11 protein-coding genes are annotated in these 12,404 nt (G+C 73.2%); 7 read left to right on the forward strand and 4 right to left on the reverse strand.

Features of this window, described 5'->3' with window-relative positions; genetic code table 11:
- Positions 1-53 precede the first annotated feature (53 nt).
- Positions 54-1,412: an NAD(P)/FAD-dependent oxidoreductase gene (locus ACIO5E_RS34375; protein WP_400675609.1), complete on the forward strand. Its 1,359-nt coding sequence runs from the start codon at positions 54-56 to the stop codon at positions 1,410-1,412.
- 75 nt (positions 1,413-1,487) lie between these two features.
- On the opposite strand, the gene ACIO5E_RS34380 is transcribed toward ACIO5E_RS34375, so the two are convergent.
- The gene (locus ACIO5E_RS34380) at positions 1,488-2,690 is read right to left on the reverse strand and encodes a GDSL-type esterase/lipase family protein (RefSeq protein WP_400675611.1); all 1,203 of its coding nucleotides are present in this window, start codon (positions 2,688-2,690) and stop codon (positions 1,488-1,490) included.
- A 284-nt stretch (positions 2,691-2,974) separates the two neighbouring features.
- Positions 2,975-4,312 (reverse strand): aminotransferase class I/II-fold pyridoxal phosphate-dependent enzyme, encoded by a 1,338-nt coding sequence (locus ACIO5E_RS34385; protein ID WP_400675613.1) that lies wholly within the window; start codon positions 4,310-4,312, stop codon positions 2,975-2,977.
- Between the two features lie 34 nt (positions 4,313-4,346).
- On the opposite strand from ACIO5E_RS34385, the gene ACIO5E_RS34390 reads away from it, so the two are divergent.
- The 5 genes from ACIO5E_RS34390 (at position 4,347) to ACIO5E_RS34410 (ending at position 8,812) form a co-directional block, all read left to right on the forward strand.
- Entirely contained in the window at positions 4,347-5,018 is a 672-nt protein-coding gene (locus tag ACIO5E_RS34390; protein ID WP_400675615.1) for a pyridoxamine 5'-phosphate oxidase family protein, read from the forward strand.
- A gap of 13 nt (positions 5,019-5,031) precedes the next feature.
- Positions 5,032-5,685 (forward strand): FMN-binding negative transcriptional regulator, encoded by a 654-nt coding sequence (locus ACIO5E_RS34395; RefSeq protein ID WP_400675617.1) that lies wholly within the window; start codon positions 5,032-5,034, stop codon positions 5,683-5,685.
- A gap of 194 nt (positions 5,686-5,879) precedes the next feature.
- A complete protein-coding gene (locus ACIO5E_RS34400) occupies positions 5,880-7,289 on the forward strand; it encodes a sugar porter family MFS transporter (protein WP_400675619.1) in 1,410 nt (469 codons plus the stop codon).
- A gap of 56 nt (positions 7,290-7,345) precedes the next feature.
- Positions 7,346-8,047, forward strand: a complete 702-nt coding sequence (locus tag ACIO5E_RS34405; protein ID WP_400675621.1) for a dienelactone hydrolase family protein — start codon at positions 7,346-7,348, stop codon at positions 8,045-8,047.
- Positions 8,048-8,278: 231 nt separating this feature from the next.
- The gene (locus tag ACIO5E_RS34410) at positions 8,279-8,812 is read left to right on the forward strand and encodes an HAD domain-containing protein (RefSeq protein ID WP_400675623.1); all 534 of its coding nucleotides are present in this window, start codon (positions 8,279-8,281) and stop codon (positions 8,810-8,812) included.
- Here ACIO5E_RS34410 and ACIO5E_RS34415 read toward each other — a convergent pair.
- Together ACIO5E_RS34415 and ACIO5E_RS34420 are read right to left on the reverse strand one after the other, a co-directional pair.
- Positions 8,790-9,578, reverse strand: a complete 789-nt coding sequence (locus ACIO5E_RS34415; protein ID WP_400675625.1) for a CPBP family intramembrane glutamic endopeptidase — start codon at positions 9,576-9,578, stop codon at positions 8,790-8,792. The genes ACIO5E_RS34410 and ACIO5E_RS34415 overlap by 23 nt on opposite strands.
- Before the next feature lie 76 nt (positions 9,579-9,654).
- Positions 9,655-11,160 (reverse strand): glutamate--cysteine ligase, encoded by a 1,506-nt coding sequence (locus ACIO5E_RS34420; RefSeq protein WP_400675627.1) that lies wholly within the window; start codon positions 11,158-11,160, stop codon positions 9,655-9,657.
- A gap of 367 nt (positions 11,161-11,527) precedes the next feature.
- On the opposite strand from ACIO5E_RS34420, the gene ACIO5E_RS34425 reads away from it, so the two are divergent.
- Complete coding sequence (locus tag ACIO5E_RS34425; RefSeq protein ID WP_280684762.1) at positions 11,528-12,100, forward strand: hypothetical protein; 573 nt, start codon at positions 11,528-11,530, stop codon at positions 12,098-12,100.
- Positions 12,101-12,404: the final 304 nt, after the last annotated feature.

Here is a 12,404-nt window from a genome sequence, read left to right on the forward strand (position 1 = left end):
ACGCAGTCACGGGGACCTTCACGGTTACGACCTGCACGGCAAAGGGATGAGCGATGGAACGACCTCGGATCCTGATCGTGGGCGGTGGCTTCGCCGGCCTGGAGTGCGCCCGCCGCCTCGAACACAAGCTCGCGCCGTCGGAGGCCGAGATCTCGCTGGTCACACCGTTCAGCTATCAGCTCTACCTGCCCCTGCTGCCGCACGTCGCGGCCGGCGTACTGACCCCGCAGTCGGTGGCGGTCTCCCTGCGCCGCTCGCTGCGCCGCACCCACATCGTCCCGGGCGGCGCGATCGGCGTCGACCCGGCCTCCAAGGTGTGCGTGGTCCGCAAGATCACCGACGAGGTGGTGGCGCTGAAGTACGACTACCTGGTGCTCGCCCCCGGCAGCGTCACCCGCACCTTCGACATCCCCGGCCTCACCGACTACGCCCGCGGGATGAAGACGCTCGCCGAGGCGGCCTACGTCCGCGACCACGTGATCGCCCAACTCGACCTCGCCTCGGCCACCCTGGACCAGCGGGAGCGCGAGTCCCGACTGCAGTTCGTGGTGGTCGGCGGCGGCTACGCGGGCACCGAGACGGCCGCCTGCCTGCAGCGCCTGACCACCGCCGCGGCCCGCCGCTACCCGCGCCTGGACGCCCGGCAGATCAAGTGGCACCTGATCGACATCGCCCCGAAGCTGATGCCGGAGCTGGGCGACGCGCTGGGCACGGCCGCCCTGGAGGTACTGCGCCGCCGCGGCATCGAGGTGTCGCTCGGCGTCTCGGTGGCCGAAGTCGGCGCCGAGTCGGTCAAGTTCACCGACGGCCGGGTGCTGCCCTGCCGCACGCTGATCTGGACGGCCGGGGTGGCGGCGAGCCCGCTGATCGCCACGCTCGACACGGAGACGGTCCGCGGCCGGATCGCGGTGACGGCGGAGCTTCGGGTGCCGCAGTTCGAGGGCGTGTTCGCGCTGGGCGACGCGGCCGCCGTGCCGGACCTCGCGAAGGGCGACGGCGCGGTCTGCCCGCCGACCGCCCAGCACGCCGCCCGGCAGGGCCGTGTGGCGGCGAACAACGTGATCTCCGCGCTCCACAGCCAGCCCCTGGAGCCCTACTACCACAAGGACTTGGGCCTGGTGGTCGACCTCGGCGGCAAGGATGCCGTGTCCAGGCCGCTCGGCGTGGAGCTGCACGGGGTGCCGGCCCAGGTGGTGGCCCGCGGCTACCACCTGATGGCGATGCGCACCAACGCGGCCAAGTTCCGGGTGGGCGCCAACTGGCTGCTCAACGCGACCGCCGGGGACGACTTCGTCCGGACCGGCTTCCTCGCCCGCCAACCCGCCCGCCTGCGCGACTTCGAGTACACCGACGCCTATCTGACGAAGGACCAGGTCCGGGCGCACGCCCAGGCGCTGCTCGCCAAGGGCTGACCGGCGCACGGAACTTCGGCGCCCCCGCGGCCAGGACCGGCCGCGGGGGCGCCGAAGCATAAGATCAGCGCACGGTCATCGCGCGGTCAGGTACATCCCGCTCGCGTCCTGCCCGGCCGTGTTGTGGCACGAGTAGTCACCGGTCGGACGACCCCACAGCAGCGTCAGGCAGCGCCCGACCGCCTGCTGCCCGTAGTAGTTGGGGTGCATCGACTCCTGCAGCACGCCCTGCGTGGAGTTGAGCCCGCCGTCCAGGAACCGCGCCCACTCGCTGGTGGTCGCGGACGGGCCGGAGCTCGTGGTCGGCTGCTTGGTGGCCGTCGAGCAGACCTCGTGGCCCTGCAGCATGTCCGACAGGTCCAGGAACTGCGCGCCCTTGGACGCGGCGACGCCCGCCAGCGACTGGGAGATCTGCGGCACCAGGGTGTCCCGCGCCCAGTCGGCGTCACCGTCCCAGAACGGGCAGCCGCCGGTGTTGGAGCGGGTCCAGCCGCTCTCCGGGTAGCGCATCTCGGCGCTGCGCGGGATCGGCGAGGGGTAGGACTGCAGCACCAGGCGGTAGTCCGACTGCGCGTAGCCCGCGTCGGCCATCACCGCGCGGACCTCGTCGATCGCCTTGCCGACCCCGGCCATCGCCGTGGGCATCTTCGAGTCGATCGAGGACTGCGCCGAGTCGTGGCAGTAGGAGTACCAGATGAGGTAGTCCTGCACGCAGCTGGAGATGATCCCGCCGAAGCCCAGGTCGTTGCCGCCGATCGACAGCGTGATCAGCTTGACGTTGTTCTGCCGTGCCACGGTGGCGAGTTGGTCGGCCTGCGGGGCCTCGCCCTTGAGCGTCTGGCCGCCGTTGGCGGCGCGGAAGATGTTCGCGGTGACGGCACCGGAACAGGCCAGGTTGATCTCGTTCTGGGCGCCGGTCGAGGCGCTGACCACCTCGGCGACGTCCGAGCGGTCGCAGCCGCTCGCGGCGGTGGCGCCGTAGACCAGCGAGGGGTCGTACGAACTGCCGTTCCAGGCACGGTCGGTGCCGTTCCGGCTGCCGCTGGTACCGGCCGAGTTGCCCTTCCAGCGGCCGGCCTCGCCGGAGATGTAGCTGTCGCCGAGCGTGACGCTGGCGGTGGGCCCGGAGGGTACGGCGGACGGTGCGGCCGGAGCGGCCTGGGCCTGCGCGGCGGTGGCCAGGCCCACGGCGGTGAGCGGGAGGGCGAGGGCTGCGGCGAGCAGCCGTCGGCCGAGTCGGGGAGCACTGCGGTTGAGGCGCGAACAGTTTTCGGGCACGGCGGAACTCCTGCGGCTCGGTCTCCCCGTGGCATGGGGAACGGGAAGACACGTAGGTGAGGGTGGGCCGCCGGCCGGTGGCGCGATGAAGATGACATGCCCGCGCCTGTTACCGCTAGGTATCTGCGCGAGGTTTCCGCTTTTGTTACCGCCGGGTTCAGACCAGCGCGGCAACCGACGGCCGGATGCCGCCCGCGGTTCACGTCGGCCGCACCCGGGCTCCTCGCGCCACCCCCACCCCACCCGTCACACCGGTCGCACCGCCTCCCCACCGGCCGCAACGCTCACACCAGCCGCGAACCGTCACCGCCCGTCCCCAGCACGGCCGCCAGGTCCTCGGCCAGCCGCCGCGCGTCCGCCGGGTCCAGCCCGGCCGTGGTGATCCGCAGCCCCGGCGGGGACTGGATGCGGTAGCGCGCGCCGGGCGCCGCGACCCAGCCCCGCTGCACCAGCGCCGCCAGCGCGGAGGTCTCGTCCGGCACCGGTACCCAGACGTTCAGCCCGCTCGCGCCGTGCGCCTCGATGCCGCGCGCGGCGAGTTCGCCGAGCAGCGCGTCCCGGCGGGCCCGGTAGACGCCGGCCACCCGGTCGACCGGCGCCGCGTCGGTGCGCCACAGTTCGGCGACGGTGCGCTGGAGCAGGTGGCTGACCCAGCCGGCACCCAGCCGCAGCCGTCCGGTGACCCGCCCGATGGTGTCCCGGTCGCCGACCGCCACCGAGAGCCGCAGGTCCGGCCCGTACGCCTTGGCCGCCGAGCGCACCACCGCCCAGTACTGCGAGCCGGCGCCCGCCAGCGGGTGGTACGGCTGGTCGACCATGCCGTGCCCGTGGTCGTCCTCGATCAGCAGCACCCCGGGGTGCTCGGCCAGAACGGCCCGCAGCGCCTCGGCCCGGCGGGGGGTGAGCGCGGCACCGGTCGGGTTCTGCGCCCGGCTGGTGACCACCACCGCGCGGGCGCCCTCGGCCAGCGCGGCGGCGAGCGAGTCGGGCAGCGGGCCCTCGTCGTCCAGCCGGACGGGCGCGGGCCGCAGGCCCAGTGCGGGCAGCAGGTCGAGCAGGCTGCCCCAGCCCGGGTCCTCGACGGCGACCGCGTCGCCGGCACGCAGCCGGGTGGCGAGGATGCGCTCGATGGTGTCGAGCGAGCCGGAGGCTACGGCGATCGGGCCGCCGGGCAGGCCGTCGGCCTCGAAGGAGGCGCGGGCGAGCGCGAGCAGCCCGGGATCGACCGCCGGGTGCCCGTACAGGACGGGTCCGCTCCGGGCCGCCTCGGCGGCGGCCGCGAGGGCCGGCCCGAGGTCGGGCAGCAGGGCCGGGTCGGGGTTGCCGGCGGACAGGTCGCGGGCGTGCGGCGGGACGGGGACGCGGATCTGGTCGCGCGGGGTGAGCGCGGGCCTGGGGAGGATCCGGCTGCCCTTGCGGCCGGCGGTCTCGATCACCCCGCGGTCGCGGAGCAGCCGGTAGGCGGCGGCGACGGTGTTGGGGTTGACGCCGAGCTCGGCGGCGAGGTCGCGCAGCGGGGGCAGCGCGGTCCCGGGGGCGAGGCGCCCGGTGCTGACGCCCTGTTCGATGTGGGACGCGATTTCGCTGGCGCGTCGCCCCTTCAGCGGATAGTCTCCTAGCACAAAGCAAAGTATGCACTAGTACATAGAGGTTGTCATGTCGGCCCCTGCAGACGGCTCCGCCAGCTACTCCCGCACCCCCCGCACCACCCCCACCCGCTACAAGGACCGCGCCACCTGGGAGCAGGAGGCGATCCACGACATCCTCGACCGCGCGTACATCTGCCACCTCGGCTTCATCGCCGACGGCGCGCCGGTCGTCCTGCCGACCATCTACGCCCGCGTCGGCAGCCGCCTGTACGTCCACGGCTCCACCGGCAGCCGTCCGCTGCGCGGCGCCTCCGGCGACCAGGGCCTGCCGGTCTGCCTCACCGTCACCCTGGTCGACGCGCTGGTGCTGACCAAGTCCGCGTTCAACCACTCGGTCAACTTCCGCTCGGTGGTGGCGCACGGCACCGCCCACCAGGTCACCGACCCCGAGGAGCTGGACGTCGCGCTGGCCGCACTGGTCGACCACGCGATCCCCGGCCGCTCCGCCGAGGTCCGCCCGGCCAACGCCAAGGAACTCGCCGCCACCGCCGTCATCCGGCTGGACCTGGACGAGGTCTCGGCCAAGACCCGGGAGGACGGCGCCGACGACGACCCGGAGGACCTCGACCTGCCCTACTGGGCCGGTCTGATACCGGTCACCACCGTGCACGGCACCCCCCAGCCGGACGCCTCCACCACCGTCCCGCTGCCCGCGCACCTGCGCCGCTACCCCTGCTGACGGAGGACCGCCGATGCTGATCAGGTCATGGGACCGCGGCGACGAGCAGGAGTGGCGCGCCTGGCTGGCCGAGGGCCGCGACTTCGGCCTGCTCGCCGCCAACGGCGGACCGGGAGAGGGCCCGGTGCTCGTCCCGACGCACTTCCTGCTGGACGCCGAGCGCGGCGAGATCCTGCTCCACCTCGCCGCGCCCAACCCACTGCTGGCCGCCGTCCGGGCCGACCCCCGGGTCACCCTCGCGGTCACCGACGGCTACGCCTTCGCACCGGGCCACTGGCGCGGCGAGCCGGGCACGCCCACCAGCTACTACGCGTCCGTCCACTTCCACTGCACCGCCGAACTCGTCGAGTCCGCGGCGGGCAAGGCGGAGATCCTCAACCGCCAGCTGGCACACTTCCAGCCGGAGACCCCGGACATCCGGGTGGTGCCCGGCGAGGGCGAGTTCGCCCGGCTGCTCCCCGGCCTGCGCGGGCTCCGTCTGGCGGTCCACGAGGTGCGCGCCAAGTTCAAGTACGACGACAAGAAGCCGGCCGACGCGCAGTACGCGATCGCCGACCGGCTGGCCGAGCGCGCGGCCCACCGTCCGGACGCCCGGCACCCCCGGCGCGACCAGGACGCCGCCGCCCGCACCCAGGTGCTCCGCCGTCACCAGCGGCGCACCGACTGACCCCGAGCCGCTTCCCCGGCAGCTGACGCAGGGTCCCTGGAAGCTGACGCAGGGCCACCGACGGCCGCGCATCTGACACCCGGTCACCCGATCGGGCGCCAATTCGGGCGGGGCGGCGCCGGCACTGCTCGAATGTGAGACGAGTCCTGCCCACTCGGCCGTCAGAGCGGGCCCGTCCACGCCGGGGAGCGCGCTTGTCCACACTCAACAGCCACCGGGCCGGCGAGGCCCACCTCGGCCACGTCGTCTTCATCTCCGCCGCCGCCGCGATGGGCGGCTTCCTGTTCGGCTACGACAGCGCGGTGATCAACGGCGCGGTGACGGGCATCCAGAAGCACTTCGGGGTGGGCAACGGCGAGACGGCCTTCGTGGTGGCCATCGCGCTGCTCGGCTCGGCGGCCGGCGCGGTGGCCGCCGGGCGGCTCGCCGACCACCTCGGCCGGGTCCGCACCATGCTGCTGGCCGCCACCCTGTTCGCGATCAGCGGTCTCGGCTCGATGTTCCCGCCGAATATCCAGGTCCTCGCCACCTGGCGGGTGGTCGGCGGCATCGCGATCGGCATCGCCTCGGTGATCGCGCCCACCTACATCGCCGAGGTCGCGCCGACCGCCTACCGCGGCCGGCTCGCCTCGTTCCAGCAGATGGCGATCGTGCTCGGCATCACCGTCTCCCAGCTCGCCAACTGGGCGCTCAACCAGGCCGCGGGCGGCGAGTCCACCGGCCACCTGGGCGGCATCCAGGCCTGGCAGTGGATGCTCGGCGTGGAGGCCATCCCCGCCCTGGTGTACGGGCTGATGGCGCTCGCCATCCCGGAGTCGCCGCGCTACCTGATCGCCGACCACCGGGAGGCGCAGGCCCGCAAGGTGCTGCGCGAGGTGGAGGGCGGGGACGTCGACCTGGACGCCCGGGTCGCGGAGATCCGCGCGGTGCTGGAGTCCGCACACAAGCCCCGGATCAAGGACCTGCTGGGCGGACGGTTCGGCCTGCTGCCGATCGTCTGGGTCGGCATCGGGGCCTCGGTGTTCCAGCAGTTCGTCGGCATCAACGTGATCTTCTACTACTCGTCCTTCCTCTGGCAGTCGGTCGGCATCAACGAGTCCAACTCGCTGCTGATCAGCCTCTCCACCTCGATCATCAACGTGATCGGCACGGTGATCGCGATGGCGCTGGTGGACCGGATCGGCCGCAAGCCGCTCGCCCTCGCCGGCTCGATCGGCATGGCGCTCGCGCTGGCCACCGCCGCCTGGGCGTTCTCCTACCGGCACGGCAGCGGCGACACCGCCACCCTCGACAACACGCACGCCACCGTCGCCCTCGTCGCGGCGCACGTCTTCGTGCTCTGTTTCGCCTTCTCCTGGGGCGTGGTGGTCTGGGTCCTGCTCGGCGAGATGTTCCCCAACCGGATCCGCGCGCTCGCGCTGTCCGTCGCCGCCTCGGCCCAGTGGATCGCCAACTGGGCGATCACCGTCAGCTTCCCCGACCTCGCCGGCTGGAACCTGTCGGCGACTTACGTCATCTACGCGGCCTTCGCGTTGCTCTCCATCCCCTTCGTGGCCTTCTGCATCAAGGAGACCAAGGGCCGTGCCCTGGAGGAGATGGGCTGAGCCCGCACCCCCGTCGAGTCCCCACCCCATTCGGCCCGACCCATCGCGAGGAACCCATGCCTGACCCGGGCGGCTCCCGGCAGAACATCACCTTCCCCAGCAACGGCCGTACCGCGCACGGCTATCTGGCCCGCCCGCAGCAGGGCGTCGGGCCGGGCCTGGTGGTGGTGCAGGAGTGGTGGGGGCTCACCTCGCACATCGCGACGATGGCCGACCGCTTCGCCGCCGAGGGCTTCACCGTCCTCGCCCCCGACCTGTTCGGCGGCGCCACCACGCACGACAGCGCCGAGGCGGCCCGGCTCAGCCGCGAACTCCCGGTCGAGCGGGCCGTCGAGGACCTCTCCGGGGCCGTCGACCACCTGCTCGCCCTGGACGGCGTGGTCGGCGACGCGGTCGGCGTGGTCGGCTTCTGCATGGGCGGCGGCTTCGCCCTGCTGCTGGCCGCCCGGGCCGGCGACCGGGTCGCCGCCGTGGTGCCCTTCTACGGCCTCCCGCCCGACCCGGACTTCGACTACCGGGGCCTGACCGCCCACGTCCTGGGGCACTTCGGCGAACTCGACCGCTCGATCCCGATGGCCGCCGTCGACGAGGCCGCGATCCGGATCGGCGAGGCCACCGACGTCCGCCCCGAGATCCACTTCTACCCGGCCGGGCACGCCTTCATGAACGACGAGAACCCGCTCGGCACCTACGACCCGCTCCAGGCCGCGACGGCCTGGCGGCGCACCCTCACCTTCCTCTGGGGCCACCTCGGTTAGCCTCCTCCCCCGGCCGACCCGCAGGAGCACCTCCGACGCACCGGTGGCCGCCGCCGAGCCGGCGGCCACGCCGTGAGCGCCCCGTGCGCCCCGCGTGCGCCCGCCGGTACGCAACCACCAGTGCGCCCGGTTCGTCCGACCAGGTAAGACCGACCGGCACCTGGCGGGCGTCGCGACGCCCGCCAGGTGCCGGTCGGTCTGAGTCACACCACCGTCTTCGAGGGGCCACTGGTGCCGAAGCCGCTGCTGTTCCTGGACGTCGACGGGGTGCTGAACCCGGTCTGCCCGCACCCGGACGCCGGGTTCGACACCCACACCCTGCTCGGCTACTCGGTGCTGCTCTCCGCCCGGCACGGCGCGTGGCTGCGCGAGCTGGCCGGCACCTACGAACTCGTCTGGGCGACCACCTGGGAGGAACACGCCAATACCCACATCGCCCCGGCGATCGGTCTGCCCACGCTCCCGCTGGTCCGCTTCACCGGCTACGTCCCGCAGCCGGACGACCCGCGCGTCCCGCTGATGGAGCTGTTCTCCGCCCGCAAGTGGGCCCCGCTGCTGCGTTACGCCGCAGGCCGTCCGTTCGCCTGGGTGGACGACGTCATCCCGCCGCGGCTGGTCCGGCGCTCCTTCTGGCGCCCGGACCGCCTGCTGCTGCCGGTCGACCCCGGCCAGGGCCTGGAACGCCGGCACGTCGACCGCCTGCTCGGCCGGCCGCCCCGCACCCCGGCCGGCCGCCAACCGGTCAGGGGGTCGGCAGCCAGCTGACGTGCCCGGCGAGCAGCGCGTACCCGACGAAGGCCACCGTGTCGATCAGCGCGTGCGCCACGACCAGCGGCATCACCCGCCCCCAGCGCCGGTACAGCAGGCAGAACACCGCCCCCATCACCATGTTGCCGACCAGCCCGCCGACCCCCTGGTACAGGTGGTACGAGCCGCGCAGGAGCGAACTCGCCACCACCGCCGCCGGCCACGACCAGCCCGACTGCCCCAGCCGGCGCAGCAGGTAGCCGAGGACGACGACCTCCTCCAGGATCGCGTTCTGCCACGCGGAGAGCACCAGCACCGGGACCCGCCACCACACGTCCGGCAGCCCGGACGGCGCGACCGTCAGGTTGTAGCCGGCCGCCTGCGAGGCCAGGTACAGCACCAGCCCGGACCCGCCGATCGCGGCCGCCACGGCGGCGCCCCGACCGAGGTCGCGCAGCTTCTGCCCGAGGTCGAAGCCCAGCACCCGCAGCGCGGCGCCCTCGCGCACCAGCAGGTACCCGACCAGCACCACCGGCATCAGGCCGCGCCCGATGTAGTACAGCTGCCAGACCAGGTCCAGCCAGGGCCGCCCGGGCGCGCGCGAGCCGTTCAGCATGGCGACCTGCTGGCCGAGGTGGAGCGGTTCGGTGAGCGAGCCCGCGAAGCTGATCAGCGCGCTGACCCCGCTGGCGCCCAGGGAGAGGCCGAGGACGATCAGCAGTTCCACGCCGAGCAGCCGGCGCGTGGGCTTCGCGGTCTCCGGTGCGGTCGGGACGGTGGTCACGGGGGCTCCAGCGGGGCGGGCGTCGCTCCGGCCGTCGGCCGACCGCCGGAGCGATCATCCTGACACAGCCGCCCGGCTACCCGACCGGCCAGGTGTGCACCGGCTCGCCGGTGCGCATGTGCTCGATGTAACGCCTGGTCATCGCGGCGAGCGCGGCCGGGCGCTCCATCCCGTACTGCTCGCGCAGCCGGTGGAAGGTGGCGCTCTGCCAGGCCGCGCCGTTGGTGCGGCGCAGGCAGCGCTGCTCGATGATCCCCAGGTAGCGGTCCCGGTCGGCGGGCTCCACGCCCCACTCGTCCAGACCCTGGTGGGCCATCGGCAGCAGTTCGTTCAGCACCAGGTCGACGGCGGACACCGTGGTCAGCCCGCCGCCGCGGCCGGCCCGGCCCTGGCGCGGCCACTGGAACACCGCGTCGATGCCGTACCGGGCGCCCTGCCGGAAGTTCTCGTCCGCCCGCTCGAACGGCAGGCGGGTCCAGATCGGCCGGGACTGCTCGGCGAGCACCCGCACCAGCCCGTAGTAGAAGGCGGCGTTCGCCAGCGTGTCGGCCACCGTCGGCCCGGCCGGCAGCGCCCGGTTCTCCACCCGCAGGTGCGCCACCCCGCCCGCGACGTCGTAGACCGGCCGGTTCCAGCGGTAGATCGTGCCGTTGTGCAGCCGCATCTCGGCGAGCCGGGGCGCGCCGCCGGAGGCGAGCACCTTCAGCGGGTCCTCGTCGTCGCAGATCGGCAGCAGCGCGGGGAAGTAGCGCAGGTTCTCCTCGAACAGGTCGTACGCCGAGTCCACCCAGCGCTCGCCGAACCAGGTGATCGGCCGCACGCCCTGCGCCTTGAGTTCCGCCGTACGGGTGTCACAGGCCTGCTGGAACAGCACCGGCCGGGTCTCCCGCCACAGCTCCCGTCCGAACAGGAACGGCGAGTTCGCGCCGACCGCCAGCTGCGCCCCGCAGATCGCCTGGGCCGCGTTCCACACCGAGGAGAAGCGCTCCGGGGTGACCTGCAGGTGCAGTTGCAGGGAGGTCGCGGCGGCCTCGGCCACCATGGTGATCGTCTCCAGCTGGAGGTGCTCGACCCCCTCGATGTCCAACGCGATGTCCTCGCCGCGGGCGGCCAGGATCTGGTCGCTGAGCAGGCTGTAGCGCGGGTTGTGGGAGATCGCGTCCAGGCCGGTGTGGCCGTGCTCCAGGGTCGGCAGGATGCCCACCATGACGATCCGGGCGCCGACCTCGGCCGCCCGACGGTCGGCGTAGCGCAGCCCGGTGTCGATCTCCTCGCGCAGGTCCTCGAAGACGTGCCCGCACAGCCGGTGCGGCACGATGTTCACCTCGACGTTGAACTGGCCCAGTTCGGTCTGGAAATCGCTGGAGCCGATCGCGCTCAGCACCTGCGCGTTGCGCAGGGCCGGCAGGCCGTCCTCGTCGGCCAGGTTGAGCTCGATCTCCAGCCCCATCACCGCCCGAGGCCGGTCGAAGCGGTCCTCGCGCAACATCCGCCCCAGCACGTCGAGGCAGGCCTGGAGCTTGCGCCGGTACAGCTGCCGGTCCGCCAGATCGGCTCGAGTCGCCACGACCTTCTCGCCCACGGTCCCCTCCTCCTGAGACACCGGCCGACCCGACCGTGCAAGCATCATGCCCACCTCGAAGATCGATACCCGAATGCTTGTACTGGCTTGCAATGCAAGGAAACTGACGATGATTCAGCGTATCTGCCGACTTGCCCGGCGCCACCGCCTGTGATAAACAGGTCACCCTGCGCACCTGTTCGATAGAATTCGCACTGCGCTCCGGCCGGCCCGCTCCGCCTCGAAACCCTCGTCGACGGCGGCGACCGCGCCAGCACCGCGATCATGCACAACCGGACACGGCCAGGTCCCGTCACCGATGACACACCGCGCCACGCCGGTATGCCGCACTCGCACGCCGATCTCGCACGGAGAGGCGGACCCCGCCATGACTCTGCAGACCCCCCAGCCCCCGCCGAGCGCCCTGCGCGCCGTCCTGGCCGCACTCGACTCGGAGACCGCGCTGCGCCAGCCCGCCGCCGCAGCGCTGCGCCATCCGGTCGGCCCGCTGCTCCCCGCGCACCCGCTCGCCGTCCACGTCCTGGACGGGCCGCGCCCGGAACTCCCCGCCGCCCGCCGAACGGGCTGGCGCTTCCTGATCAAGGACGGCGCCGAGGTCGCCGCTGCCGCGGAGGTGGTCCAAGGCGTCGAGGGCCACACCTTCTCCCACTTCACCGCCGGCCCCTACCTCGACTCGACCGTCCGGGCGCTGCGCCAGGCCTGGCAGATCGCCCAGGGCTCCCGGGCCCGCCAGCAGCCCCGGCTGCTGACCTTCCCCGGGCAGTACGCGACGGCACTGTGGCTGCACAGCCCCGACGCCGGCCCGGCCGCCGACCAGCTGATCCCGCTCGCCCCGGCCCCGCTCGGCGTCACCGCGCACCGCGCCTACCCGGCCGGCGAGCTGCTGCCGCTGCTGGCCCGGGCACCGCTCGCCAAGCCGCTGCTGCTCGGCTCCTCCTGAGCCGGCCCCACGCGGACGGGCCACCGGGCCACCACCCGGCGGCCCGTCCGCGTGCGCGGCGGCGCCGCACGTCGCCCTCACTCGTTCGAACCACCCGGACGGGCCACTCGACATGGCCTCCTCGGGCCATGCCGCAGCTGACCCACCGGTGCGCCGTTTCCCGCCGGACCCACCTGAACGGGTGATCTCTGCCCGGGAGTTGTGGCGCATGTCACGAAATCCCTGCGCGCGCGTCCGCAGATGCCGACACTGGGAACCAGCGTGGAAGGACCACCTGTCCTACCCACTTGAGCGCCGGTCCACA

Origin of the sequence: Kitasatospora sp. NPDC087314, assembly GCF_044744365.1 — a bacterium.
Lineage (GTDB): Bacteria > Actinomycetota > Actinomycetes > Streptomycetales > Streptomycetaceae > Kitasatospora.

What these genes read in the sequence shown, in the direction of transcription:
- ACIO5E_RS34390 (WP_400675615.1), top strand. Translation starts at nt 4,347, where the DNA reads ATGTCGGCCCCTGCAGACGGCTCCGCCAGCTACTCCCGCACCCCCCGC.
- ACIO5E_RS34425 (WP_280684762.1), top strand. Translation starts at nt 11,528, where the DNA reads ATGACTCTGCAGACCCCCCAGCCCCCGCCGAGCGCCCTGCGCGCCGTC.
- ACIO5E_RS34405 (WP_400675621.1), top strand. Translation starts at nt 7,346, where the DNA reads ATGCCTGACCCGGGCGGCTCCCGGCAGAACATCACCTTCCCCAGCAAC.
- ACIO5E_RS34375 (WP_400675609.1), top strand. Translation starts at nt 54, where the DNA reads ATGGAACGACCTCGGATCCTGATCGTGGGCGGTGGCTTCGCCGGCCTG.
- ACIO5E_RS34395 (WP_400675617.1), top strand. Translation starts at nt 5,032, where the DNA reads ATGCTGATCAGGTCATGGGACCGCGGCGACGAGCAGGAGTGGCGCGCC.